The sequence below is a fragment of the Nonomuraea sp. H19 genome, assembly GCF_052068215.1.
In the GTDB taxonomy this organism is placed as follows: domain Bacteria; phylum Actinomycetota; class Actinomycetes; order Streptosporangiales; family Streptosporangiaceae; genus Nonomuraea.
This window is the reverse complement of the sequence record NZ_JBQHCV010000014.1, coordinates 227,159-253,173: the sequence shown is the minus strand read 5'-3', so window position 1 is coordinate 253,173 and position 26,015 is coordinate 227,159. Positions and strand designations below refer to the sequence as shown.

Sequence of the window (26,015 nt, the reverse complement as noted above, 5' to 3'; positions counted from 1 at the left end):
CTACCATGCCGTGACTTACGTCGCCAACGTATTGACTTGCTATGAAATTTACCACTACGGTCCGGCTTATCTTCGAAATCGAAGGAAGTGACCGCACATGAAGAAGTTTGTCGCTGTTGCCGCTATCTCCGTGTTAGCCCTTGCAGCCTGCGGTGAGTCGAGCAGCCCCGCCGTCCCCGGTGAGTCCCCGAAGACCGACCTTCTCGCCAAGGCACCCGTCGCGACGGCGGCCGAGATCCTGCCCGGCTCCACCATGGAGAAGATCAAGCAGCGCGGCGAGCTCCTCGTGGGCGGCTCGCTGGATGCGCCCCTGCTCTCCCAGCAGAACCCCGCCACCGGCGAGGTCGAGGGGTTCGACGCGGCGATGGGCAAGGCCCTGGCCAAGTACATCCTGGGCGAGCCCAAAGTCAAGATCGTCAACTCGGCGTCGGAGACCCGCGAGGCGTTGCTGGCCAACGGCACCGTGGACGTGGTCTTCCAGACGTACACGATCACCGAGGAACGCGCGAAGCAGGTCGCGTTCGCGGGCCCGTACTACACCTCCGGTCTGACGATCGCGGTGAAGAAGGGCACGACCGGGATCGCCAAGCCGGAGGACCTGAACGGCAAGAAGGTCCTGGCGGGCGCGAACACCCCGGCCATCCCGGCGATCAAGAAGCTGGCGCCGCAGGCCGAGATCATCACCTTCGGCAGCGACCCGGAGTGCATCCAGGCGCTCAAGCAGGACCGGGGCGTCGCGTACGTGCAGGACGAGACGATCCTGATCGCCGACGCCAAGAAGGACCCGTCGATCGAGATCGTGACCAAGCCGTTCACCGTGGACCCGTACGGCATCGGGCTCAAGCACGGCGACGACCAGTTCAAGAAGTTCGTCAACGACTGGCTCAAGAAGACGCAGGACGCCGGCCTCTGGCAGGAGATCTGGAAGACCTCGATCGGCACCGTCGTGACAGGTGAGGCTCCCCAGCCGCCGCAGATCGGCTCCGTCCCGGGGTCCTGACCTGATGTCCGTCCTCCTCGAACACCTGCCCGAGCTGTGGCAGGGGCTGATCGTGACGTTCCAGCTCACCGCCGCGTCCTTCACCGGCGCGGCGGTGCTGGGCGTGCTGATCTGCGCCCTGCGCGTCAGCCCGGTACGGGTGCTGCGCGCCCTCGGCACCGCGTACGTCGAAACCTTGCAGAACCTGCCGCTCCTCGTGCTCCTCGTGCTGGCGTTCTTCGGCCTGCCGGAGATCGGCATCCAGGCGGACCTGCTGGTGACGGCCATCGTCGTCATCGCCGCGTACGAGGCCGCCTACATCGGCGAGGCGCTGCGCTCCGGCGTGAACTCGGTGTCGAAAGGGCAGGGCGAGGCGGCGCGGGCGATCGGGCTGACGTTCGGCCAGTCGCTGCGGCACGTCGTGTTACCGCAGGCGCTGCGCACGGTCGTGCAGCCGATCGGCAACATTTTCATCGCGACCACCATGAACACCTCCCTCGCCGCCGCCGTCGGGGTCGTCGACCTGACGGCCGCCGCCAACCGGGTCAACCTGGTCGAGGCCCAGCCCATCCCGATCTTCGTGGGCGCCGGGCTGGCGTACGCGCTGATCTCCTCCGCCGCCGGTTTCGTCACCGGCAGGCTCGAACGCCGGCTGGTGATCCTCCGATGAGCGCGCTGTTCGACGAGCCGGGGCCCAGGGCGCGCCGGCGCATCCGGGCCGCGACCGTGCTCGGCACGCTGGCCGCCGTGGCCCTCGCCGCCCTGGCCGTGCGGCAGTTCGCCGCGAACGGGCAGCTCGACGCCGCGCGCTGGCAGCCGTACGCGACCTGGCCCATGTGGCGGTACCTGCTGGACGGGCTGTGGTCGACGTTCCTGGCGGCCGTCGTCGCGGCCGCGCTGTCGATGGCGTTCGGGCTGGTCCTGGCGCTGGGGCGGTCCTCGCCACACGCGTGGGCGCGCTGGCCGGCCGCCGCCTACGTCGAGGTGGTCCGGGTGGTCCCGGCGCTGCTGCTGGTGTACATCGTCCTGTTCGCCCTGCCGCGGTACGGGCTGGACCTGCCGCTGTTCTGGAAGCTGGTCGTGCCGCTGACGGTCTCCAACGCGGCCGCGTACGCCGAGATCTTCCGCGCCGGAATCAACTCCATCGAACGCGGCCAGAGCGAGGCGGGCCTGGCGATCGGCCTCACGCGCCTGCAGACCATGCGCCTGATCGTGCTGCCCCAGGCCGCCCGCCGGGTGCTGCCGTCGCTCGTCAGCCAGTCCGTCGGCCTGCTCAAGGACACCTCGCTCGGCTTCGTCGTCAGCTACGGCGAACTGCTCTACAGCGGCAAGGTCCTGGCCGCGTACAACGGCCTGCTCATCCAGACGTACCTGATCGTGGCGCTGATCTACCTGGTGGTCAACGCGTCGCTGTCCAAGCTGGCCCGCACACTGGAGGCGCGCCAGCCCGTCACGCTCAGAAGGAGGCTCGCCCGTGCCTGACCTCGCCGTGCTCGCCGAGGTGATCCGCTCGGGATTCGTCGAGAGCGTCCACTACGGCAGCGCCGTCGGCCTCGACCCGTCGGGACGCGCCGAGGTGGCGCTCGGCCAGGTGGAGGCGCCGGTGCTGCCGCGCTCGTCCGCGAAGCCGTTCCAGGCCCTGGCCTGCCTCACCGCGGGCGCCGGACTGGAGGGGCCGCGGCTGGCGATCGCGGCGGGCAGTCACACGGGCGAGGACTTCCACGTACGCCTGGTGCGCGAGCTGCTCGGCGACTACGGCCTGGACACCGGGGCGCTGGCCTGCCCGCCGTCGTGGCCGGAGGACCGGCGCACCATGGAGGAGCTCGTCAGGCGGGGCGCCGGCGTCTCCCGGGAGCGCATGAACTGCTCGGGCAAGCACGCCGCCATGCTGGCCGCCTGCGTGGCGAACGGCTGGGACGTGCCCGGCTACCTGTCGCCGGATCACCCCCTGCAGCTCCGGGTACGTTCGGTCACCGAGGAACTGGCGGGGGAGAAGAGCGCGCACGTGGCGGTGGACGGGTGCGGGGCGCCGCTGTTCGGGCTGTCGCTGACCGGCCTGGCGCGGGCGGTTCAGGCCCTGGTGGCGGCGGCGCCGGGCAGCGGGCCGCGGCAGGTCGCCGGCGCGATGCGCGCGCACCCCGAGTACGTCGGCGGCACCGGCCACCAGAACACCGAGCTCATGCGGGCCCTGCCGGGCGCCGTGGCCAAGGGCGGCGCGGAGGGCGTGCTGGTGATGGCGCTGGAGTCCGGGCACGCGGTGGCGGTGAAGGTCATCGACGGCAGCCCGCGCGCCACCACGGCGATCGCGCTGGCGGCGCTGCGCCTGATGGGCTGCGACGTCACGCCCGCCGCCGCGTTCGAGCACGTGGAGGTGCTGGGCGGCGGCGTGCCCGTCGGGCGGATCGTCACCAAGCTCGGATAGAGCCGGCCTCCGGGGAACCGGAGGGCGGGGCCTGACGGTCAGAGCGCTCCGCCGCAGCCTTCGGTGAGGCCCTTGAGCGGGTTCTGGCTGCTCTGCTTCGGGGTCTTCTTCGGCGACGGGCTCGCCGGCACCTTGGGCGAAGCGGAGCCCGCGGGCGAAGCGGAGCCGGTCGGCGCAGCGGGGGCGGTGGCGGCGACGGCCGGTCTCTTGGCGGCCGAGTCGCGGATGGCCTTGGACGCGATGTCGCGGATCTTCTCCCAGTCCGGGTAGCCGGTGTTGATCAGCGGCGGCACGAACTGCACACTCGCCACCTTCGCGTTCTTGACCTTCAGCGCGAGCGGCACCAGTTGATTGAACATCGGCCGCGGGATGTCGGTCCTGATCAGTTCCTTGGTGGCCAGCGCGATCTTGTTGAACCTGGTCAGCACCGTCAACGGGTCCGCCTGGTCGAGCAGCGCGCCCATCACGCACCGCTGGCGGCGCATCCGGATGTAGTCGTCGGTGTTGGTCCGGGAGCGCGCGTACCACATGGCGTCCGCGCCCTTCAGCCTGCGCGTGCCGGCCTTGACCAGGCCCTCGTTGTACTTGCCGAACACGACGTCCGTCTCGACGGTCAGCGTGATGCCGCCGATGGCGTCGATGAGGCGGGCGAAGCCCCACATGTTGACCAGGGCGTACCAGTCGACCTTGACGCCCAGGGTGTAGCCGATGGTGTCCATCAGGACCCTGGCGCCCTGGCGCTGCTTGCCGCCGAAGATCTCCGGGTGCGCGTCGGCGTACTCCCAGACGCTGTTGAGCAGGTCGCTGCGCCCGCCGCCGGGGTCGGGCGGCAGCCGGAAGCCGTCGGGGAAGCGCAGGGCCATCGGCGTGCCCGGCCGGAAGCGGACGTTCTCCAGGTTGCGCGGCAGGCTGAACAGCACGGTGTTGCCGGTCTTCACGTCGATGCTGGCCAGGTTCATGCTGTCGGTACGCACGCCGATCCGGTTGTCGTCGGCGTCGCCGCCGAGGAGCAGGATGTTGACCCGCTGCCGCCCCGCCCACGGGTCATCAGGCTTGGGCTGGGCCACGGCCGGGGACTCGTCGTCGTCCGGGTTGTTCTGGAAGATGTCGTTGAGCGTCTTCTGGTAGGTCAACACGGTCTGCCCGACCGCTCCGAACGGCACCACCACCAGGACCGCCAGCAGCCCGGCCAGTGTGCCGGCGACGATCTGCCCGCTCTGTGGCAGCCGCCCGGGCCGCAGCACCACGAACGAGTGCACGATCAGCACGAACCACGCCAGCCCCAGCACGCCCGCGCCGACCGTGATCGTCGTCAGCCAGCTGTCCGCGGTCAGCGAGCCCAGCAGGTTGCCGGAGTCGGTCAAGAGCCACAGCGCGAGCAGCGCCAGCAGCCCCGCGGCGTAGCAGGAGATCAGGACCAGGCCGGTCTTGCGCCAGCCGGCGCGCAGGTGAGCCGCCCCCGGCGCCAGTGCCGCCAGCGCCAGCCAGCCGAGGAGCCCGCCGACGCTGACCGGTGCCGTCGCCTGCCGCACGCCTGCCTGCTGCACGCCATCCCCGTTTCCTTGTGAACTACAACGCATTGCCGGTTCCGCTACCCCAGGCGGACCGCTGGACGCAGCCACCTAAGGCCTGAATTGAGGCGGCAGCCTACGCACCGAATACGAAATCTGTCTTTATCGGATGGTGAACATCAGGAGCCTTCTCATCGCGTTCCGCGTAACTGATGCATCGCCATCGTCACATTGAACCGGTCCCGGGCGGCTCAACGCCTTTCCCTTTACGCTGCGTGAACAGTTGATCGCACGCATTTGACATCCCCGACACCGAGGATGAGATTGCCCGGCGGAAGTGAGCGAGGATCTGCCGCCAAGCGTGCCGGACAGGCCCGACAATCCCTATCGTGTCTAGCATGTACGAGATCACCGTCCTGCCCATGCCGGACGACTTCGAAGGCCCGGTCGTCGCGACGCTGGTCTCCAGGAAGACCGGATCCCGCCGGGCGGTGCTCTACCTGCACGGGTTCACCGACTACTTCTTCCAGGACCACCTGGCCGACCACTACGTCCAGCGCGGCATCGACTTCTACGCGCTGGACCTGCGCAAATACGGCCGCTCGCTGCTGCCGCACCAGACCAGGGGCCTGATCAGGAGCGTCACCGACTACTTCCCCGAGATCGACGAGGCCGTCCGCATCATCAGGCAGGACCACGACGAGCTGACCATCAACGCCCACTCGACCGGCGGGCTCATCGCGCCGCTGTGGGCCGACCGGGTCCGCGGCCGCGGCCTGCTGCACGGGCTCGTACTCAACAGCCCGTTCTTCGACCTCAACGTTCCCACGCCGCTGCGCCTGGCCGCCGACCTGCTCAAGACGCCGCTCTCGTACACGCGCCGGGCGCTCCCGCTGGGCGCCAGCACCGTGTACGGGCGCACCCTGCATCGCAGCCACGACGGCGAATGGGACTACGACCTGGAGCTGAAGCCGCTCGGCGGCTTCTCGGTGCACGCCATGTGGCTGGCCGCCATCCGCCGGGCGCAGCGGCGGCTGCACGCGGGCCTCGCGGTGGACGTGCCGGTCCTGGTGCTGGCCGCCAAGGCCGGGCTGCGGGTACGCGACTTCGTGCCCGAGGCCCGATCCGCCGACGTCGTGCTCGATCCGCGGCAGATCGCCCGCTGGGCCACCTCGGTCGGGCCGCACGTCACGTGCGTGCGCGTCGCGGACGGCATCCACGATCTGGTGCTGTCGGCCGAGCCCGTACGCAAGCAGGTGTTCGCCGAACTCGACCGCTGGATGAACGCCTATCTCGGTCCGCGTTCAGCGGACCACGACAGGTAGGGGACGACGCCCGCACCTGTGTCTACCAGGGGAACGAGAACAGCCCGTAGTAGGCCGCCGCCACCATCAGCAGGCCGGTGCCGCCGAGCACGCCCGCGACCGCGACGTGCTGCCACCGGGTCGGCCGCAGGCCCTCGCGCAGCGCCGACACGACCGCCGCCACCGCCGTGACCTCCTGGATCAGCATCAGCACCGCCAGCACCCGCACGACCAGCCACCCGGCCAGCACGGCCGGCCAGGCGCCCGCCTGATTGATCGAGAACATCACCAGCAGCGTGATGAACGCCACCACCGAAGCCAGCAGGCCCAGGCTCGTCCACGCGATCCTGACCAGCCTGCGCCTGATCGGCGGCCACAGCTTGGCGTTCGTCTCGACCGGGAGATGGCCGCGGCCGCGCAGGCGTTCGACCATGGCGGCGACGGGGCCGGCCACGTAGCCGACGGCGGCCAGGCAGATCGTCAGGCCCAGCATGGTGCCGCCCGCGTACCAGGGCGCGGCGGGCACGTCGGCGGCCTCGAACCGCTGCACGGGGGTGGCGCCCGCCATGTGCACCGGCGGTTTCGCGGTCCCGGGCAGACCGGTGATCCAGTTGGTGAGCGTTTCCAGATAGCCCTTGGTGAAGTCGCCGCCGTTGACCCGCATGGCGTGGTCGCCCATGGCCATGAAGCGGATGGTGTAGTCATCGTTGCCGGCACTGTCCAGGGCCGTGACGAGCGTCTTGGTGGACTCGACGAAGGGGATCGAAGGGTCCGTCGTGCCGTAGAACGCCAGGACCGGCTGCTTCACCTGGCTTAATGCGGGCATCGCGTCGTAGCGCAGGAAGTCGAAGCCGACGCCGCCCATCGCCCTGGTCAGCAGGTCGCGGGCGCCGATGGGGGCGCGCAGCCGCAGCAACTGCTCGTTGAGCGCCCAGGCGACCTGCCGGAGCGGGGAGACGTTCGGCGAGGACACCAGCACCACGAACCCCACCGCCGTGCTCTTGGCCGCCGCGATCGGCACCACCCAGCCGCCCTCGCTGACCCCCCAGATGCCGACCCGCGCCGGGTCCACCTCCGGGAGCGTGCGCAGGTACTCCACCATGCGCAGCGCGTCGTCGGCGAGCAGGGCGAAGTCCCGCTCACGGAAGTTGTAGCCGACTGTGCGCTTGTCGAACGCGATCGTCACCACGCCCGCCTTGGCCAGGAACTCGGCCTGCGGCGTGAACTCGGTACGAGAGCCGTTGCCCGACCCCGACACGAACACCATCGCCGGATGCCGCCCCGGTGTGAGCGGCGCCCGCAGCGTGCCCTCCAGACGCTGGCCCTCCGCCGGGATCGAGATCTCCTGCCTGCGGATGGGATCGACCGCCACCACCGGCAGCAGCTCGTTCTTCGGCTGCGCCGGAATGGACTGGAAGGTGGAATCCGTCTTGAGCGGCGGCGGGTCGAAGGCGGGCGGCAGCACGTAACCGACCGTCGCGAGAGCCACCAGCACCAGACCGGCGGCGACGCTCAAGGTGCCACGGCCTGTGCGCATTGGCCTCCCCATGTGCGTTGGTTTGCCCGCTGATCTTCTAGCCTACTCCCGGGCGGTGGGACAGCAGGGGCCTCTTTTGTCGGTGGGAAATGTTAGCTTCCTGCGACATGCGGATCCTGCACACTTCGGACTGGCACCTGGGACGCTCCTTCCATCGCGAGAGCCTGCTCGCGGCGCAGGCGGCGTTCGTCGACCACCTGGTGGAGACGGTGCGGGCCGAACAGGTCGACGTGGTGGCGATCGCCGGCGACGTCTACGACCGCGCCCTGCCGCCGGTCGACGCGGTCGCCCTGCTCGACGAGACGCTAGCCCGGCTGCGCTCGGCCGGGGCGCGGGTGGTGCTGATCAGCGGCAACCACGACTCGGCGCTGCGGCTGCGGTTCGGCTCGGCGCTGTTCGAGGCCGCGGGCGTGCACGTGCGCACGTCGCCGGACCAGTCCTGGGAGCCGGTGCTGATCGACGGCGTGGCCTTCTACGGCATCCCCTACCTGGAGCCCGAGCTGGTGCGCGCGCCGTGGGAGCTGCCCGATCGCAGCCACACCGCCGCGATCTCGCACGCGATGAACCGCGTCAGAGCCGATTCCGTACGTCACCGCGCCTCGGTGGTGCTGGCCCACTGCTTCGTGACCGGGGGCCAGGCCAGCGACAGCGAACGCGACATCAGCGTGGGCGGGGTGGCCCACGTGCCGCTGGCGGCCTTCGACGGGGTCGACTACGTGGCGCTCGGCCACCTGCACGGGCGGCAGCGGATGTCGGAGACGGTGCGTTACTCGGGTTCGCCGCTGGCCTACTCGTTCTCGGAGGCCGATCACGTCAAGGGCTCGTGGCTGGTCACGCTGGGGTCCGGGGTGGAGTTCGTGCCCGCGCCCGTGCCCCGGCCCGTCGGGCGGCTGCGCGGGGAGCTGGAGGAGCTGCTGGCGGCCCCGAAATACGCCGAGGTCGAGGACCACTGGCTGCAGATCACCTTGACCGACCCGATCCGCCCCAAATCCGCCATGGACCGGCTGCGCGCCCGCTTCCCCCACGCCCTCGCCCTGTCCTTCGACCCGGTCGGCGGCGCCCCCGCCGCCCAGCCCGCCCGCCTCAGCGGGCGGCCGGAGGCGGAGGTGGCCCTGGATTTCGTTCGGGAAGTACGCGGCGAGCCTGCCGCACCCGAAGAGGAAGACCTGCTAAGACAGGCCATCGAGGCATCCCGGGTGAAGGAGACGATGGCGTAGATGCGGCCGCACCGGCTCACGCTGACGGCGTTCGGGTCCTTCCCGGGCACCGAGACGGTCGACTTCGACGCCTTGGCCGAGGCGGGCCTCTTCCTCGTTCACGGGCCCACCGGGGCGGGCAAGACCACCATCCTCGACGCCCTGTGTTTCGCCCTCTACGGCCAGGTGCCCGGCCAGCGCAACAGCGCCCGCAGCCTCCGCTGCGACCACGCCCCGCCCTCGGCCGGGCCGTCGGTCACGCTGGAGGTCTCGATCCGGGGCCGCTTATTGCGCATCCAGCGCTCACCCGCCTGGCACCGCCCCAAGCTGCGCGGCAGCGGGGTCACCGAGGAGAAGTCCAAGGTCATCGTCTCGGAATGGCAGGGGTCGTCCTGGCAGGGGCTGACCACCCGGCTGGACGAGGCCGGGGATCTGGTGGGCGGGCTGCTCGGCATGAACGCCGACCAGTTCTGCCAGGTGGCGATGCTGCCGCAGGGTGACTTCGCGCGGTTCCTGAGGGCGGACGGCGAGGAGCGCGGCAGGCTGCTGGAACGGCTGTTCACCGTCAAGGTGTTCAGGCAGGCCGAGTCGTGGCTGGCCGAGCATCGCAAGCTGGCGTGGCGGGCGGCGCAGGAGCTGCGGCAGCAGGTGGATTTCGCCATCCAGCGGGTGGAGGAAGCGGCGGGAGACGAACTGCAGGCGGCGCTCAGGGAGGCGGCGTTCGCGAAGGCGCCGCTCGCGGAGGCGGCGTTCGCGGAGAAGCCGTTCGCGGAGGCGGCGCTCAGAGAGGCGGCGCTCAGGGAGGCGGCGCTTGCGGAGGCGCCGCTCACCCCCGACGCCGATCCTCAGCGCTGGGCGGGGGCGCTGCTCGACGCCGCGCAGGCGGTTGTGGCGCGGGCCGGCGAGGAACACGAGGCGGCAGAGCAGGCGCTGCGTGCGGCGCGGCTGCGCTACGAGCAGGCCGCCGCGCTCACCGAACGCCAGCGCCGCTACGCCGAGGCGCTCACCCTGCGCCGCACCCTCGACGAACGCGCGGAGGAACGCGCGGACCTGCAGGCCGTCCTGGACGACGCGGCCAGGGCCGACCGGGTGCTCCCGCTCATCACGGCTGCCCGGCAGCGCGCCGAGGCCGCCGCCAAGGCCCGCACACTGGCCGCCGACGCCCGCGCCCGCGCCCGCCCCCTCCTGGCCGCCGACGCTCCAGTTCGCGCCCGCCACTCCCGGGCCACGCCCACCCCCGCTCGCGCCCACCCCCTTCTGCCCACGGTTCGTGACGAGGCGGTTCGTGACGAGGCGGTCCGTGACGAGGCGGTCCGTGATGAGGCGGTCCGCGATGAGACCGTCCGCGATGACGCGGCCGGCGGCGTCGAGCGTCCGGCGACCGATCTTGCCGCGCTGGCGCGGCAGCGGCAGGCCGAGATCGCCCGCCTTTCGGAGCTGCTGACCGAGGAGGCCCGCCTGTCGGTGGTCCGGCGCGACCTGCTGCGCGTGGAGCAGGAGCTGGCCGAGCTGGCGAGCGCGGACGAGTCCGTCGCCGCCCGGTTCGCCGTCCTGCCGGGCCTCATCGAGGAGGCCGAGGCCAGGCTGGCCACCGCGCGGATCGACCTGGCCAGGATCCCGGCGGTGCAGGCCGTCCGCGACGCCGCGGCCGACCTGATCGAGACCGACCGGGAGCTCGCCGGGCTCGCCGTCGAGCTCGAAGCGCTGGAGCAGCGCGAGGCTCACGTGTCCGCCGCCGGCGCGGAGCTGCCCGGACGGCTCGACGACGCCGCCGCGGCGCTGGCGGACGTACGCGCGGAGACGGCGGCCATCCCGGCGGCCGCCGCGGCACTCGACGCCGCCGCAGCCGCGCTGGAGGCCGCCCACCGCCGCGAAGCCCTGGCCGCCGAGCTGGGGTCGGCCACCGCCGACCTCCAGGTGCTCGTCGATCGCGCTCAGGAGCTGCGCGAACGCTGGCTCGACCGGCGCCAGGCCCGCATCGACGGCATGGCGGCCGAGCTGGCCCGCGACCTGGTCGACGGGCAGCCGTGCGCCGTCTGCGGCTCCGGACACCACCCGGCGCCCGCTTCCCCGGCGCCCAGCGCGCCGTCCGCCGAGGACGAGCAGGCCGCCCAGGCCGCCTGCGAAGCCGCGCTCGCCGAGCGCGAGGCCGCCGAACGCGCCCTCGCCGCGCTCGAATCCTGCCACGCCCAGGCCGCCGAGGCCGCCGCCGGCCTCGACATCGGCACGGCCGAGACCCAGGTGCGCGAGGCCGAGCGGGAGCTCGCCCGCCTCCGCGCGGCGGCCGAACGCGAGCCCGCCCTGGCGGCAGTGCTGGAGCGCATCGAAGCCGACCGCGAACGCCTGCGGGAGCAGGCGCGGGAGATCGCCGAATCCCTCGCGGCCCACCGCGCCCACCACGCCCGTCTCCAATCCGAACGCACCCGCAGGCAAACCCGCCTCGCCCAGGCCGAAGACGCCCAGGCGGCACTCGGCGGCGCGCAGGGGGACATCGACGGAGCGGTGATTCTCCACGCCGTAGAGAAGGAGCTGACGCGGCTCAGGGAATCGGCGGGCAGGGAACGCGAGCTGGCTCAGGAGGCGGCCGGCCTCAACCAGGAGCGTCAGGAGCTCGAGGAACGCAGGCGGCGGGTGGTGGCGCGGCTTGCGGCGTGCCGCACCAGGCATGAGGAGTTGAGCGGCGACGCCGGGCGGCTCACCGCGCGGCTGGACGCCGCCCGGGGCGGCGACGCGACGCTGACCGCGCGCCTGTCCAGGCTGCAGGACGAGGTCGAGCTGCTGCGCGAGGCGCTGGAGGCCACGCAGGTGGCGGTCACGGCCGGCGACGAGCTGACCAGGGCCATGCGGGAGGCTTCCGAAGCGGCGGCCGGCGCCGGGTTCGGCGACGTGGCGGAGGTGGAGGCCGCGCTGAGGAGCCCGTACGAGCGGGAGCGCAAAGCGGAGCTGCTGCGCCGGCTGGATGCCGAGCACGCCGCCGTCACCAGCACCCTCGCCGACCCCGAACTCGTCGCAGCCGCCGCCGAGCCCGCGCCCGACCTGGAGGGGATCGAGGCCGAGCGCGAGGCGGCGGAGCAGGCGCACACGAGGCTGGCGAGCGTACGCGACCGCGCGGTGGCCAGGGCCCGGCGGCTGGCGGAGTTGCACGCCGAACTGTCGGCCTGCATCGACCGCTGGCGACCGGCCGGCGAACGCCACCGGCTCACCGAGCACCTGGCGGCCCTGGCCGGCGGCACCTCCAGCGACAACCGGTGGAACATGAGCCTGACCTCCTTCGTGCTGGGGGAGCGGCTCAGGCAGGTGGTGGCGGCCGCCAACGAACGCCTCGACCAAATGTCGGCCGGTCGCTATCTCCTGCGCCACGACCTGAGCAAGACGGCCGGCGCCAGGACCCGTTCCGGCGGCGGGCTGGGGCTACGGGTGGCCGACGGCTGGACGGGCGTGGACCGCGACCCGGCGACGCTGTCCGGCGGCGAGAGCTTCATCACCTCCCTGGCCCTCGCGCTGGGGCTGGCTGACGTGGTGACCGCCGAGGCGGGCGGCGCGGAGATCGGCACGCTCTTCGTCGACGAGGGCTTCGGCACCCTCGACGAGGACACGCTCGACGACGTGCTGGACATCCTGGACGGTCTGCGTGACGGAGGCCGAGCCGTGGGCATCGTCAGCCACGTCGCCGAACTGCGTACCCGCGTCCCCGCCCAGCTCAAGGTCACCAAGTCCCGCACCGGCTCCACCCTGACCACCGTGGGCGCGCGGTAGCACGCCCGCGGGCCGGCGGCGGGTGCTTCCGGACGTGCCGTGGCGGCCCGGGTGCTCCACGTGAGCGACGGGCGCGTAGATTGCCCACGATTGATTCTGTCGAGGGAGCAGCACATGCGCGTCGTTGTCACCGGAGCCCACGGGAAGGTCGGCCGTGCGGCCGTGCGAGCGTTGGCCGCGGCCGGTCATGAAGTGACCGAGGTCGATGTCACCCGTCCGATCTGGGAGCGTTCCGAGCCGGGCGCTCCCCGCTACCAGCAGGCCGATCTCACCGACGCCGGGCAGGCGTACGCCGTGGTACGCGGCGCCGAGGCGGTCGTGCACGCCGCCGCCATCCCCGACCCCTCACAGAACCCGCCCCACGTGGTGTTCCAGAACAACCTCATGGCCACCTTCAACGTCCTGGAGGCCGCGGTCCGCTTCGGCGTGCGGCGCTTCGTGAACATCTCCAGCGAGACGGTCCCCGGTTTCTTCTTCCCGGAACGCCCCTTCTTGCCGGACTACGCCCCGGTCGATGAGGATCATCCGATCCGGCCGCAGGACCCGTACGCGCTGGCCAAGCACTTCGGCGAGCAGCTCATGGACGCCGCCGTGCGCCGGTCGGACATCCGGTGCATCTCGCTGCGGCCGAGCTGGGTGCAGCACGAGGGCAACTACGAGCGCAACCTCGGCCCGCAGGTCCGCGACTCCTCCTCAATCGGCGCGGGTCTGTGGAGCTACATCGACGTGTACGACCTGGCCGACGCCATCGTCCTGGCCGCCGAGTCCGGCCTGCCCGGCCACGAGGTCTTCTACATCGCGTCCCCGGACAACGCGGGCGGGCACGACTTCGCCAAGGTCCTGCGCCAGTACTACGGCGACCAGATCGAGCTGCGGCCGCTCGCCCGCACCGACGCCTCCGGCATCTCCTGCGCCAAGGCGCACCGGCTGCTGGGCTGGAACCCGAAGCGGTCGTGGCGCGACTACCTCGACGACGACGGGCGCGCCCGTCAGCGGTGACAGCGTGGCCGCACCAGGCCGCCGGATCGGATCTGGTGGTCGCCTCGCCAAGGGAGACGGCCGTGCGGGGCGGGGCTGCTCAGTCCAGGGATTCGATCAGGTCGGGCAAGGTGGCGGGGTCGTGGAAGAGGCTGGCGCCCAGGCCGGCCAGGCGGGAGGCGGGGATGAGGCCGCTGGCGTAGGCCAGGCAGCGCATGCCCGCGTTCATCGCCGCCGTCACCCCGAACGGGCTGTCCTCGACCACGACGCAGCGCTCCGGGGTCACGCCCATCGTGGCCGCCGCGTGCAGGAACAGGTCCGGCTCGGGCTTTCCCCTGGGCACGTCCTCGGCGCTGAACACCCGCCCCTCGAATCGCTTGGCCAGCCCCGTGACCTCCAGGCTGCGGCGGATCGAGGTGTGCCGGCCGTTCGAGGCCACGCAGCTCGGGATCGTGAGCCGGTCGAGTGCCGCCACGATGCCCTCGATCGCCTGCAGCTCGGCCTTGATGGTGGCGGCGTACTCTTCGTGGAGCCGCTCCCACCAGCCCGGCGGGGTCTCGCCGACCTGCTCCTTCCAGTATTCGTTGGTGCAGCCCACGAACCGCTCGGCGTACTCCGCCTCGTCGATCGACCAGCCCAGGCGCCGCAACGCCGCCGTGGCGACGCGTACGGAGATGGGCTCGCTGTCCACGAGCACTCCGTCGCAGTCGAAGATGACCAGATCGACAGCCAAACCGGTTCCTTTCCACGAGAGATCCACTGTCGAACCTATCGGGAGGATGTGACATTTCGCGGGTGATAGCGTCTCCGTATCGCTTCACAAGACGCTAGTCCGCATGGTGAGACATTTATGGAGACCTCCCCCCAAGTCGCGGCGCCGAGCCGGACCAGGATCGCGGCCGCCAGCCTCATCGGCACCGCGATCGAGTTCTACGACTTCTACATCTACGGCACCGCCGCGGCCCTCGTGCTCAACACGGCGTTCTTCCCCGGCATGGACCCGGTGGCCGGCAGCCTGGCCGCGTTCTCGACCTTCGCCGTGGCGTTCATCTCGCGCCCGCTGGGCTCGGCCGTGTTCGGGCACTGGGGTGACCGGATCGGGCGCAAGTCCATGCTGGTCGTGTCGCTGCTGGTGATGGGGTTGTCGACGGTGGCGATCGGGCTGCTGCCCGGCTATGCGGCCATCGGGGTCGCCGCCCCCGTGCTGCTGGTGCTGTTGCGGTTCACGCAGGGCATCGGGCTCGGCGGCGAGTGGGGCGGTGCGGCGCTGCTGGCCACCGAGCACGCGCCGCCCGGCAAGCGCGGGCTGTACGCGATGTTCCCGCAGCTCGGCCCGTCGGTCGGGTTCATCGTGGCCAACGGGCTGTTCCTGATCCTCGGTGAGGTCCTCAGCGACGGGCAGTTCGACAGCTGGGGCTGGCGGCTGCCCTTCGTGGCTAGCCTGCTGCTCGTGGTCGTCGGCCTGTACGTGCGACTGAAGATCTCCGAGACGCCGGTCTTCCAGGCGGCCATGGACCAGCGGCGCATCGCCAAGGTGCCGTTCGCCGGGCTCATGCGGGACCAGTGGCGGCGGGTGCTGCTCGGCGCCGGCGCGATGACGGTCGCGTACACGCTGTTCTACACGGCCACCACCTACTGCCTGGCGTACGGCACCAGCACGCTGGAGATCCCCCGGACCACGATGCTGGCACTGACCATGATCGGCGTCGTGTTCATGGCCGCGGGCACTGTCGTCTCCGCCATGGTGTCCGACCGGGTGGGGCGGCGGCGCATGCTGATCAGCGGCACCGTGGCGGCCGTCGTGTGGGGGCTGGTGATGTTCCCGCTGATGGAGACCAGGTCTGTGTTCCTGGTCGGGGTGGCGCTGGCGGGCGCGCTCGGGCTGATGGGGCTGATCTTCGGGCCGATGGGGGCGTACCTGCCTGAGCTGTTCAAGACCGAATACCGCTACAGCGGGGCGTCGGTCGCCTACAGCCTCGGCGGGGTGCTCGGCGGTGCGGTGCCGCCGCTGGTCGCCACCAGCATGCAGGCGAGCGGGCTCGGCGTGACGGCCGTCGGGATCTACGTCTCGGCCATGGCGCTGCTGAGCCTGCTCTGCCTGTTCGCCCTCCCGGAGACGGGCGACGAAACGCTCTAGGCGGCCTCGTAGCCGGGGAACAGCAGCGACAGCTCACGCGGGTAGGCCGCGATCAGGCGCAGCTCGTCGTCCGTGAGCGGCCTGCCGGTCATCGCGTTGCAGAGCTGGACCAGCCGGAACGCCAGGTCCTCCTCGTGTGCCTCGATCCCCAGGCCGTCCATGACGTGCCGGAAGCCGGCCTTGCCGCCGTACTCGCCGGTCAGCACCACCCGGCCGGCGCGCGCGTGCCAGTCCTCGGGGAACGGGCCCAGCGTGGCCTCGTCGTACAGCTCGTAGTTGCCGTGGTCCTTCAGCGCGCCGTCGGCGTGGATGCCCGACTCGTGCGCGAACGCGTTGCGCCCCGCCCCCACCTGGTTGTACGGCAGCGGCTGCCCGAACGCGTAGCTCGCCCACAACCCGAACCTGCGGGCCCACGACAGGTCCAGCGCGTCGCCGATCTCCGCGTTCAGCCCGAAACCGTGCTGGAACGCCAGGATGGTCGACAGCAGGTCGGCGTTGCCGGACCGCTCGCCGATGCCGTTCACACACGTGTTGATCCACGCGTCCTGGCCCGCGTCGAGGTCGCCGAGCGCGCCCGACACCGAGTTGGCCACGGCCATGCCCAGGTCGTTGTGGCAGTGCGTCTCGATCGGCAGCGCCGTGGCCGCGGCCAGCTTGGCGAAGCGCTCGCGGATCCGGTCCGGCGTGTCGCCGCCGATCGTGTCGCAGTATCGCACCCGGTCGGCGCCCGCCTGCTTGGCCGCCAGCGCGAACTCCAGCAGGAAGCCGTCATCGGTACGCGAGCCGTCCTCCGCGTTCACCCCCACCGTCAGCGCGCCGGCCTGCTTGGCCATGCGCACCGCCGCCGTCATCTCCCTGATGATCGCGTCCCTGTCGAGGCGGCCGCGGAACTTGTTCTGGATCATGTAGTCGGAGGTGGAGATCGACAGGTTGTAATGCTGCAGCCCGAGCGGCGCCGCCTTCTCCACGTCCTGCGGCACGCCCCGGCACCAGCCGGACAGCCGCAGGTTCCCGAACGCCCCCGCCTCGGCCAGCGCCACCTGCGCCCTGACGTACGGGACCTCGTGGAAGAGGAACGGGAAACCGATCTCGGACTGCGCCACGCCGAGCCTGGCCAGATAGAAGTTGACCATGGTCTTGCCGAACTTCGACAGGCCGGTGCGCGCGGTCTGCACGCCGTCCCGGTTGGTCACATCGAGGAAATGGATTTTGGGCATGCCCCCACGTTGACATGGTCGCTCAACATGGATCAATATTGATTTTAGTCAATATAGGAGGCTGTCGGGTGGAGTGGATCGACGCGGCCACGGCGTCCGAGCGTCTCGGCGTGAAGCCGGCGACGCTGTATGCGTACGTGAGCAGGGGCGTGCTCAAACGGCGCCACGGTGACGACCGGCGCAGCCTCTTCGACGCGGCGGAGATCGAACAGCTCGCCCGCCGCGGCCGTCCCCGCGGCCAGCCGCCCGAGCTGGTGATCGAGTCGGCCGTCACCGCGCTCGGCGTCGACCGGCCCTACTACCGCGGGGCCGACGCGCTGGAGCTGGCGCGGACGAGCGACTTCGAACCGGTCGCCGAATGGCTCTGGACCGCCGATCCCGAGGTGTTCCAGGGTTCAGGGCCGTGGCGGCACGAGCCCGGCGCGCTGCGTGCCGCCGTCGCCGCGCAGCACGGCCTGCCGGACGACCTCCTGCCCCTGGACCGCCTCCAGGTGATCGCCACCGTCCTCGGTGCCTCCGACGCCCTCCGCTACCAGCTCGACCCCGTCTCGGTCGCCGCCACGGGCCGGCACCTGGTCTCCGGCCTGGTCGACGCCCTGCCACGGCTCGGCGAGCCGCAAGGCGACGCGATCGCCGAGCGCCTGTGGGCCCGTCTCTGCCCGCACCCCGCCCCGCCGGCCCTGCTCGGAGCGCTACGGGCCGCCCTGGTGCTGCTCGCCGACCACGAGCTCGCCGCCTCGACACTGGCCGCCAGGGTCGCCGCCTCCGCCAAGGCCGACCCGTACGCCGTCGTCCTGACCGGCCTCGGCGTGCTGGGCGGCCCGCTGCACGGCGGCGCCGCGTACGGCGCCGAGCGGCTGCTGGCCGAAGTGGGCGACCCGGCCCAGGCGCCCCGCGCCATCGCCGATCGGGTACGCCGCGGCGAACGCATCCCCGGCTTCGGCCACAGCGTCTACAAGAACGGCGACGCCCGCGGCGGTCTTCTCCTCGACCTGGTCGAGCAGGCCGCCCCCGGTCACGAGCGGATCGCCGCGGCGCGGGCCGTGCTCGACGAGGTGCGCAGGCGGCGGCTGCCCGAGCGGAACATCGACTTCGCGCTCGCCGCCCTGACCGCCGTGAGCGGGATGGCGCCAGGGGCCGGGGAGGCGATTTTCGCGGTGGCCAGAGTGGCCGGCTGGCTGGCGCACGCCATGGAGGAGTACGAACGCGGCACTCTGCTGCGGCTGCGCGCCTCCTACGTCGGCCCGCCGATCGCGTGACGCCCCGCGACGCCGTGGTTCGTGGGCCGGTGGTGCCGGCGGCCACCGCCCCGCAAGCCGGAGGCCGGGTGGTCAGGAAAGCGCTGTGGCGGGTTTAATGCCCTTTGGCATTGGTGTGTCGAGGTGAGTGCTGGGACTGGAGTGATGACGTGCGTGCGGCGCCTGAGGACGACCCGCCCACCGGCGCGGGGGAGACCGCCGGCGGTCTGGTGGGGGCGGTCGTGGGGGAGGATGGTCTGCTGGCCAGGCTGAGACTGGACCCGCGGGCGATGCGTTTCGGGTCGCACGAGCTGGCCGACTACATCCTCGGCGCCGTGCGGGCGGCGCAGCAGGATCGGCTGAAGCGGGTCGGCGAGCCCGCTCCCCCGCCGGAGGAGAGTCTGGACACGGAGGAGCTCATTCGCCGGGTGAACGACATGGAGGCCCAAGCGGCCAGCGATTTCGCCCGGTTGACGTCAAGTCTCGAGGAGATGTTGCGCCGCCTGGATGAGCCGCTCGGCTGAGCTGCCCGCATGAAAGGGTGAAATGTGGTGACAAATGATGGGATCACGTGGGATGTAGCCGGTCGGCAGTCGTCCGCCCGGCAGTTCCGTACGCTGACGGACGAGCAGCAGCAGGTCCACCAAGGCCTTCGAGGGCAGGTGACGGGAAGCACGAGCCCGTTGCCCTACCCGGACTTCGCAGGCCCTTACCAGGAGTTCTTGGTCGCATTGTTCGGCGGCTCCGCGGAAGTGATCGCTCAACTCGGCGGGACGGGAGAGGGCCAGGCGTTGATGGCGGCACGGAACGCGGAGGCGGAGGCGGAGTCGGTGGCGTTGAGCGAGGTGATTGCCGACCATGGCCACAGGGCTTGAAGAAATCGGTTTCGGCCTGCTGGGTGTTCCGCGTCCGCCGGACACCGCCGAGCTCGAACGCCAGGCCGGCGTCCTGCAGTCCATGAGCAGCTCGCAGGCGTCGCTCGGTGACGACGGCGCTCGCGCGTACCGGCTTGCCGGCGCGAACGCGGGCGCCGCCACGGACGCGTTGAATGAGCACGTAATGGGACAGGCCGGCGTGCTACGGCGGAGCACCGCGCAGGCGCAGTTCGCCGCGCTGGGAGCGGGCGCCGCGCAGGTCGCGTGGAACGCGGTCAAATGGGCCGGAGGGATGCTCGTCGGGCTGGCCGGGATGGCGGGCCTGGCGGCTCTCACACCGCAGGGGCGGGCGCTGATCAGGCCGCTGCTGCGGCCGATCGCCCAGCGGATGCAGCAATGGCTGCTGACCGCAACGCGGTTCCTCGGACGGATCTACACCCGCCTGGCCGGACGGCTGGGGGGGACGCCCGCCAAGCCGCCGATCGGCGGGCAGCTGGGAACGGGACAGCGGCTCATCACGGCGGCACGCACCAAGGTCGCGCACGCCAGGGTTTCGACGAACCAGGTCACCATGAGCTTGAACCGGGCCGAGGACCGGCTGCGCCAAGTCGAAACGCACGTGCGCAACGCCAGGGACACCCTCAACGCCAGACTGAACGCCGCGTACGCCCGCGGGGAGATCGACGACGCCATGAGGGCCCGGCTCAACGCACAAAGGCTCGCGGATCACCCGTATCTCGACGACATGACCAGATGGAACCTCGGCCGGCAGGGGGAGCGGCTGCAACAGATCGAGACGCAGCTCAGCAGGCACACCGCCGGGCACCTGGACGACGCCCGCCGCCACGTGGACGAAGGGCTCGGGATCGCCAGGACGAACGGGCTGGACGCCACCGACCTGAACCACCTGCAGAGCGAGGTGAACGGGCTGGCCTGGCGGCGTTCGGAGCTGGCCGACCGCGCATGGACCAGCCGCCTGGACATCCGCGGCCCCTTCGACATCCAGGACATGTACCGGATCTGACGGCCAGCCGGTCGGGGCGGCCGAGCCGCGACCGGCCTCGGCGGCTCAGCCCGCAGGGAGGGCGCGGTCCACGTAGGCCGCCAGCGCCCGCACCCGCTCGGCGTGCTCGTCGTGACCGACGATCACCGGCGGCTCGTTGTACGGCATCGCGTCCGACGACCGGCGCAGCTTGATGTATTGACCGCAGGCGTCGATCGCGTACGGCTCCATGTCGTCCTGCAGCGCCCCGATCACCGTGATCCCGTACGTCTCGCCGATCCTCCTGAACAGCGCCACCGCCTCCCTGCGATGCTCCTTGCCCAGGTTGCGGCCGAGCTCGTCGAGCACCAGGCACAGATGCCCGCCCCCGGACGAGGCGATGGCCGCCGCGCACACCAGCTTGACGGCCTTCTCGTCCATGAGCGCGGTGTTGGCCCGCCGGTTGTACGGCACGAACCCCTGCCCCTCGCCGCGCCGCCACTTCGGCGTCACCCGCCACTGCCAGCGCTGCTCGGGGTCGGCAGGCGCGGGCGGCACCGGGAACTCCAGCGTCGCCCCGTACCCGCCGTAGGAGGTGTCGAGCTTGTCGAATTCCTCGGCCACCCGCGTCAGCCGCGCCTTGATGGCCGCCGTCAGCGCCGCCCGGTGCACGGCCGTCGACTGCGCCGCCTCCTCGGCGCCCCTGGCCGCCGCCGCCAGGTCCCGCTGCCTGGAGCCGATCTGCGCCTCGATCTGGCGGCGCTGGTGCCGTTCGTACTCCTCCTGCGCCCGCAGATAGGACGCCAGCGCCCCGCACACCGCCGCGAACGTCGCCTGCTCCCGCGCCGCGCTCCCGCCCCGCTCGCTCAGCAGGAACCGCAGCTCCTCCGGGATCTCGGCGTCCTCCTCCGGGAACGTGTCCCGCAGCGCCTGGTCGAAGTGCCGCTCGGCGATCCGCCACCACTCGTCGGCGGTCCGCGGCCGCTCCTCCTCCGGCAGCGCCTCCAGCCACGCGCGGGCGGTCTCGGCGGTGCCGCCCCAGTCGGCGGCCAGCGCGTCGAGTTTGAGCGCGTCCCGTTCGGCGCCGACCTTCGCCTCCAGGTCGCGGGCCTGCGCCCGCTCGGCCTCGTGCCGCTGCCGCCGGCCCTCCAGCCGCTCGATCTCCATGTCCCTGGTACGGGCGCGGAAGTCCAGCGCCCCCGCCTGCCGCTCGGCCTCGGCGACCTTGGGCGACAACTCCTCGATGGCGGCGTTGAGCTCGCCCAGCCTGGTCCGCCGCTCGCCCAGCTTCGCCTCGATCTCGGCCAGCCGCACCCCGGCCCCGGCCCCCTCCAGCCGCCGCTGCGCCTCGGCGACGGCCTCCTCCCCATCGCGCACGGCCTGCGCCGCCGTCTCCTGAGCGTCCTTCGCCCGGTGCAGCCGCTGCTCGGCGGCCTTGATGCGGGCCTCCCGCCCGGTCGCCACCCCGTCGAACGCCCCCACCACGCTCACCCCGGCCGCGCTGACCAGCACGGATCCGGGCAGGTCCGCCAGAGCGTCCGCGGCGGCGCCGAGGTGCGCGGCCTCCACGATCACCGCATGCTCGTGCGGCCACCCCCGCGGCCTGCCGGACTGCGCGGCATCGCGGGCCTGCTCGGCCACATCCAGCGCGTCCAGCAGCCCGGTCGCGCCGATGCCCGCCGCCGCGAGCGCGTTGAGCTGCGCCGCCGCCGGGCCGCCCTCCGCATCGTCCAGCGCCGCCTGAGCGGACGACACCTCCCGGTCGGTCACCCCGAGCGCCTTGAGCGCCTCGTTGAGCCGGAGCCTGACCTCCCGCAGCTCCCGCTCGGCCGCGGGCACGTCGCGCCCGTCGGCGAACCTGCGAGTCTCCTCCAGCGCCGGGATCTGACCACGCAGCTCGTCGGCGGAGTTTTCCGCCACCGCGCGGTCGGCGTCGAGCTTGGCGGCCCTGGCCTGCAGCGCCGCCAGCTCCTTGCGGGCCTGCGACACCTGCCTGTCGAGGGTGTCCTCCTTCAGCGTGGCGATCTCCGCCCTCACCATGGCGATCGCCTCGGCGGCCGCCTCCCCGGCCGCGCGGTGGCGCTCGAGATCGGCGGCCAGCGACTCGTCCCTGGCCGCGGCGTCGGCCAGCTTGCGCGCCTGCCTGCCGCGCCAGCACCGCAACGCGTCCGCCAGGCGTACTCTCGCCTGATCACGCCGGTCGAACGTGGTCAGCAACGCCTTCGACTCCGCCTCGAACTCCGCCAGCCGGTCGCCGGCCTGCGCCGCGCGCACCCGCTTGGCGTGCTCGTCGCGGCGGGCCTCCCGCTCCTGCTCCAACTCGGAGTCGAGGCCGGTCAGCGCGGCGATGGCCTCGAAGACCCGCTCGGGGGAGATCTCGTTGAGCGGCTGGGAGAGCAGGTTGGTGGCGACCTTGCTGCGCACGGAGGTGGAAAGGAACGACACGCACCTGACCCGGTCGCCGTAGAGCACCTTGGTCAGGTCGCGGGCCACCACGTCGCGCCGCCCGGCCGACTTCGGCAGCGACGCCCAGATCTCGTCGGCCCGCGCCACCCGCTCGGCCTCGGACGGCGAGGCCGCCAGGTGCACGCCTTCGCGCCAGCGGATCTCCAGGTGCGGCGCCTCCTGGTTGACCTTGAGCCACACGGTGACCGCCCCGCCGGAGGTGTCCGGCACCTCGAAGAGCTCCCCGCCCAGCTCCTCCTCGGGACCGCCGAGCACGAGCTCAGCCGTGCCCCCGCCGGACGGCGTGGACGCGGCACCGTCCACGGAGACGGAAGCTGCGACGCCGTCCGCCATGTCCGCGGGGAAGCCGTCCATGCCCGGCGGGCCGAAGACGCCCACGATGTAGCCGTGGTCGGCGCTGGCCCACTGACGGGCACCCGCGCCGCTGGCCAGCTCGGCGTTGAACAGCAGCTCCGACACCGCCTTGGCGCCCGAGGCGAAACGCCACTGCTCGTCCCCGAGCAACGCCGTGATCGAGGCGATGAACGACGACTTGCCCGCCCCGTTGGAGTCCTTCGGCCCGGCGCCCGCCACGACGATGAGGGTGCCTGGGACGGTGGGCACCGGATGGGTCGACAGCCGGGAAATGTTGACCGCCTGCACGGCGATCAGCACCCGGTCCCCGACGACGTTCTCCACTTGCGACACCGATAACCCCCGTAACCCTTCCATCCGACTTGGCGAAGCTATGTCCGTCCCGCGAGAGCGGGCAGGCGTTCATCTGGCCGATCTTCGAGCGCGTACGGCCGTCGCCAGCGGCGTGTTCGGCCCGGCCGCCAGGATCAGCTCCTCCTGCAGCCGCCGCCGCGCCGCCGGGGTGAGCCGGTGGAACTGCGGCCCCGGCACGTAACCACCCGCCTCCTCGCCGGCCTTGACCTGGGCGAGCAGTCCCGCGTGCCGCAGCGTCCGCAGCGCCGACTCCAGCTCGCCGATGGGCAACTGGGTGTGGCGGCGCAGCTCGTCGATCTGCGTGGGGTGCGGCGACAGCCAGGAATCCTCGGGCAGCAGACCCTCGGCTCTGGGGATCGCCACCGAATGCACCAGCACCAGCGTCAACACCGCCCGCTCGCGCACGCTCAGCGGTGTCTCGCGGCCGGACCTGTCGTCGTGGGTCACCACGTCGTCATAGCCGGACGTCCAGCGGTCGCGGTGCTGGATCAGCGTGCGGCCGCGCCGGGCCAGCATCTCGCCCAGCGTGTGGCGCAGCGCCGGGTCGCGCAGGGCGGCGAAGCGGACCTCCTGCACCGGCTCGGCGGCGTGCTCCACCACCATGAACGCCGCCACCAGCTCGGCCCGCCGCCGCTCGTCGTAGCCGCCCAGCAGGTCGTCGAACTCCGCCGCGCCGCCTTCGACCCGCCCCCCGGACTCCGCCTCCGGACCGGGGACGGCCTCGGCGGGCCGGGCGGCGGCCACGATGTCGGCGTCGCCCACCACGGTGAGCTCGGGGCGCTCCGGCTCGGGCAGGCGGCGGACCAGCTCCTGCAGCTGCGCGTGCGACTCCACCGGCCACAGGGCACAGCGCGGCCCCAGCAGGACCACGCCGTCGTCCATGACGATCCACGCCGAGTCGTGCAGGCGGCGCAGCGCCCCGATCGCCCAGTTGCGCATCAGGTCGTCGGTGCGGCCGATCAACGCCCGGTAGGTGTCGAGCACCAGCTCCACCGGCGCCGGATCGCCCGGCCAGGGATCCACGGACAGATCGGTCCAGCAGCACTTCAGCACCGCCGCCAGGACCCGCCGGGTCTCCCCGGACCGCTCCACGGGGGCGGGCGCGACCTGGTATTCGTCCAGCAGCGACGGCGTCACCCCGTCGGGCCACACCGGCAGCGCCTGCCCGGTGGAGTCCGGTCGCGTCAGGCGCGCCATCCCGGCCGGTGCGGCATCCCCGGCGTCCAGCCACAACGGCCCGCCCGACCGGGCGCGCACATGGGCAACCGGCCCATTTACGGCCTCCGCCCGCCCCGGCACGGCGGCGCCGACCTGCCCGTCACCGGTCTCGGAGCGGGGCTGCGCGGTGGTGAGGGCCGCATCGTCCGTGGTGCTCATGAGGTGCGCTCCAGGTAGCCGTGGGACAGCCAGGCCGGCTCGCGGCCCGGATCGATCGTGAGCCCATCAGACCAGGTCAGCCGGTAAGGCAGCTCCGGGCGGAGATCGACGGTCGTCAGGTCGGCGAGCACGCGGCGCGCCGACGGCCAGTCGGGACCCAGCACGTCGGCCAGCGCCACCCGAGAGGCGTCCCCGAGCAGCGACTCGGCCACCTCGCGCAGCCGCTCCATCGCCGCGCTCGGCGAGCCGTCCAGCGAATCCGCGGGCCCGGGATCGGGCAGGTTGGAGCGCGGGGGAGTGGGCTGGGCGGGCGCCGGGCGCGGGGCCTCGTCCACGGCCCGCGCGATCGCGGCCGGATCGTGCCACGGCGCCGGCGCGTCGAACACGAACCCGTCGAGCACCGCGGCCAGCCGCTCCCTGGAGGCGGTCTGCGCGAACGTCCGCCACGTCTCCGTCGGCAGCAGCGTCAGGTTGCGGGTGGTGCCGGCCGAGTCGGCCAGCCGCCCGGCGGCGCGGCGCGAGGCGTCGCTGTAGGAGTAGATCGCCGCGCGCAGATCGGTGCAGACCCGGTCGAGCTCGGGCCAGCGGGTCAGGATCGTGCCGTGCAGCCCCTGCGCCCGCCGGGCGATCTCCTCGGTGCCCCACAGCTTGGGCGCCTGCTCGCGCAGCTCCTCGATCGTGCCCGTGGTGAGCGTGATCAGCTCCAGCGCCCACAGCCGGAACGCCCGCGCCAGGTTGACCGCGCTCTGCCTGGCCTCCTCCATGGTCGTGCGCGGGTCGGTGACGTTGAGATCCTCCAGCGCCAGCAGCCGGTGCATCTCCGACTGGCCGCCGTCGTCCATCATCCGCCGGATGAACATCAGCCCGACCACGCTCGTGAACGACGCCCGGTAACGCAGCTGGTTGGGCTTGGGGAACACCTCGCGGATCGCACCCAGCCCCTTGAGCACCCGCAGCCGGTTGTCGAACTGGTCGCTCGGATAGGCCCGGCACACGAAACGCATCTGCTCGTGCGTCAGCCACTCCTCGCCCGCCTCCGCGAACGCCGCGAAGAGCGTCTCGGCGATGTCCACCAGGATCGGGTCGTCGATCACCGCGCCGCTGTCGCGGGCCAGCGCGGCGAACATGCGGCGGTAGGTCGACAGGACCGCCTCGTCGGTGAGGACGGCGTCGAGGGTCAGGGGCTGTTCGGACACGCGCACTAAGGTACGGCTTCACACCGACACTCACGGAACGCAAAGCGGCTACCAGCCGGTACGGGCGCATGAGTGACGCCTGACCGCTAGGGTGATGCCCGGTAATACGGGGGCAATTCGCGTTATACGTACATAC

Annotated in this window: 20 protein-coding genes; 13 read left to right on the top strand and 7 right to left on the bottom strand. The window is 71.9% G+C overall.

From position 1 onward, the window contains the following. The first annotated feature begins 97 nt into the window (after positions 1-97). Genes ACTMTI_RS30360 through ACTMTI_RS30345 form a run of 4 tightly spaced genes read left to right on the top strand, consistent with a single transcriptional unit; the run spans position 98 to position 3,401 of the window. Positions 98-1,000: a transporter substrate-binding domain-containing protein gene (locus ACTMTI_RS30360; RefSeq protein WP_441123988.1), complete on the top strand. Its 903-nt coding sequence runs from the start codon at positions 98-100 to the stop codon at positions 998-1,000. Positions 1,001-1,004: 4 nt separating this feature from the next. After that, positions 1,005-1,649: an amino acid ABC transporter permease gene (locus ACTMTI_RS30355; protein ID WP_441123987.1), complete on the top strand. Its 645-nt coding sequence runs from the start codon at positions 1,005-1,007 to the stop codon at positions 1,647-1,649. Further along, positions 1,646-2,461, top strand: coding sequence for an amino acid ABC transporter permease (locus tag ACTMTI_RS30350; RefSeq protein ID WP_441123986.1), 816 nt, complete (start codon positions 1,646-1,648; stop codon positions 2,459-2,461). The genes ACTMTI_RS30355 and ACTMTI_RS30350 overlap by 4 nt, the downstream gene beginning before the upstream one ends. Then, complete coding sequence (locus ACTMTI_RS30345) at positions 2,454-3,401, top strand: asparaginase (protein ID WP_441123985.1); 948 nt, start codon at positions 2,454-2,456, stop codon at positions 3,399-3,401. Before ACTMTI_RS30350 ends, ACTMTI_RS30345 begins: the two co-directional genes overlap by 8 nt. A gap of 38 nt (positions 3,402-3,439) precedes the next feature. On the opposite strand, the gene ACTMTI_RS30340 is transcribed toward ACTMTI_RS30345, so the two are convergent. Continuing rightward, complete coding sequence (locus tag ACTMTI_RS30340) at positions 3,440-4,948, bottom strand: LCP family protein (protein WP_441123984.1); 1,509 nt, start codon at positions 4,946-4,948, stop codon at positions 3,440-3,442. 362 nt (positions 4,949-5,310) lie between these two features. On the opposite strand from ACTMTI_RS30340, the gene ACTMTI_RS30335 reads away from it, so the two are divergent. Beyond that, complete coding sequence (locus tag ACTMTI_RS30335) at positions 5,311-6,237, top strand: alpha/beta hydrolase (RefSeq protein WP_441123983.1); 927 nt, start codon at positions 5,311-5,313, stop codon at positions 6,235-6,237. Positions 6,238-6,259: 22 nt separating this feature from the next. Here ACTMTI_RS30335 and ACTMTI_RS30330 read toward each other — a convergent pair whose 3' ends face one another. After that, complete coding sequence (locus tag ACTMTI_RS30330; RefSeq protein WP_441123981.1) at positions 6,260-7,753, bottom strand: alpha/beta hydrolase family protein; 1,494 nt, start codon at positions 7,751-7,753, stop codon at positions 6,260-6,262. Between the two features lie 107 nt (positions 7,754-7,860). Between ACTMTI_RS30330 and ACTMTI_RS30325 the strand changes: the two genes are divergently transcribed. The 3 genes from ACTMTI_RS30325 to ACTMTI_RS30315 all read left to right on the top strand — a co-directional run bounded on the left by ACTMTI_RS30325 (position 7,861) and on the right by ACTMTI_RS30315 (position 13,704). Beyond that, positions 7,861-8,970: an exonuclease SbcCD subunit D gene (locus ACTMTI_RS30325; protein ID WP_441123979.1), complete on the top strand. Its 1,110-nt coding sequence runs from the start codon at positions 7,861-7,863 to the stop codon at positions 8,968-8,970. Then, positions 8,971-12,705 (top strand): AAA family ATPase, encoded by a 3,735-nt coding sequence (locus tag ACTMTI_RS30320; RefSeq protein ID WP_441123978.1) that lies wholly within the window; start codon positions 8,971-8,973, stop codon positions 12,703-12,705. Between the two features lie 114 nt (positions 12,706-12,819). Further along, positions 12,820-13,704 (top strand): NAD-dependent epimerase/dehydratase family protein, encoded by an 885-nt coding sequence (locus ACTMTI_RS30315; protein ID WP_441123977.1) that lies wholly within the window; start codon positions 12,820-12,822, stop codon positions 13,702-13,704. Positions 13,705-13,783: 79 nt separating this feature from the next. Here ACTMTI_RS30315 and ACTMTI_RS30310 read toward each other — a convergent pair whose 3' ends face one another. Further along, positions 13,784-14,416 carry an HAD family hydrolase gene (locus ACTMTI_RS30310; protein WP_441123976.1) on the bottom strand — a complete coding sequence of 211 codons (633 nt, stop codon included), beginning with the start codon at positions 14,414-14,416 and terminating at the stop codon, positions 13,784-13,786. 117 nt (positions 14,417-14,533) lie between these two features. Here ACTMTI_RS30310 and ACTMTI_RS30305 point away from each other — a divergent pair, with 117 nt between their 5' ends. Continuing rightward, positions 14,534-15,820 (top strand): MFS transporter, encoded by a 1,287-nt coding sequence (locus ACTMTI_RS30305; RefSeq protein ID WP_441123975.1) that lies wholly within the window; start codon positions 14,534-14,536, stop codon positions 15,818-15,820. On the opposite strand, the gene ACTMTI_RS30300 is transcribed toward ACTMTI_RS30305, so the two are convergent. Next, positions 15,817-17,037 carry a LeuA family protein gene (locus ACTMTI_RS30300; protein WP_441123974.1) on the bottom strand — a complete coding sequence of 407 codons (1,221 nt, stop codon included), beginning with the start codon at positions 17,035-17,037 and terminating at the stop codon, positions 15,817-15,819. The genes ACTMTI_RS30305 and ACTMTI_RS30300 overlap by 4 nt on opposite strands. A 68-nt stretch (positions 17,038-17,105) precedes the next feature. Here ACTMTI_RS30300 and ACTMTI_RS30295 point away from each other — a divergent pair, with 68 nt between their 5' ends. From ACTMTI_RS30295 to ACTMTI_RS30280, 4 genes are all read left to right on the top strand, one after another. Continuing rightward, the gene (locus ACTMTI_RS30295; protein ID WP_441123973.1) at positions 17,106-18,296 is read left to right on the top strand and encodes a citrate synthase; all 1,191 of its coding nucleotides are present in this window, start codon (positions 17,106-17,108) and stop codon (positions 18,294-18,296) included. A gap of 149 nt (positions 18,297-18,445) precedes the next feature. Further along, on the top strand, positions 18,446-18,799 hold the full coding sequence (locus ACTMTI_RS30290) for a hypothetical protein (protein WP_441123972.1): 354 nt from the start codon (positions 18,446-18,448) through the stop codon (positions 18,797-18,799). Positions 18,800-18,823: 24 nt separating this feature from the next. Further along, on the top strand, positions 18,824-19,150 hold the full coding sequence (locus tag ACTMTI_RS30285; protein ID WP_441123971.1) for a hypothetical protein: 327 nt from the start codon (positions 18,824-18,826) through the stop codon (positions 19,148-19,150). Beyond that, on the top strand, positions 19,134-20,174 hold the full coding sequence (locus ACTMTI_RS30280) for a hypothetical protein (RefSeq protein WP_441123970.1): 1,041 nt from the start codon (positions 19,134-19,136) through the stop codon (positions 20,172-20,174). The genes ACTMTI_RS30285 and ACTMTI_RS30280 overlap by 17 nt, the downstream gene beginning before the upstream one ends. A gap of 45 nt (positions 20,175-20,219) precedes the next feature. Here ACTMTI_RS30280 and ACTMTI_RS30275 read toward each other — a convergent pair whose 3' ends face one another. The 3 genes from ACTMTI_RS30275 to ACTMTI_RS30265 form a co-directional block, all read right to left on the bottom strand. Next, complete coding sequence (locus ACTMTI_RS30275) at positions 20,220-23,276, bottom strand: chromosome partitioning protein ParA (protein ID WP_441123969.1); 3,057 nt, start codon at positions 23,274-23,276, stop codon at positions 20,220-20,222. Positions 23,277-23,354: 78 nt separating this feature from the next. Then, complete coding sequence (locus ACTMTI_RS30270; RefSeq protein ID WP_441123968.1) at positions 23,355-24,683, bottom strand: hypothetical protein; 1,329 nt, start codon at positions 24,681-24,683, stop codon at positions 23,355-23,357. Continuing rightward, positions 24,680-25,879, bottom strand: coding sequence for a hypothetical protein (locus ACTMTI_RS30265; protein ID WP_441123967.1), 1,200 nt, complete (start codon positions 25,877-25,879; stop codon positions 24,680-24,682). Before ACTMTI_RS30265 ends, ACTMTI_RS30270 begins: the two co-directional genes overlap by 4 nt. Between the last annotated feature and the right edge of the window lie 136 nt (positions 25,880-26,015).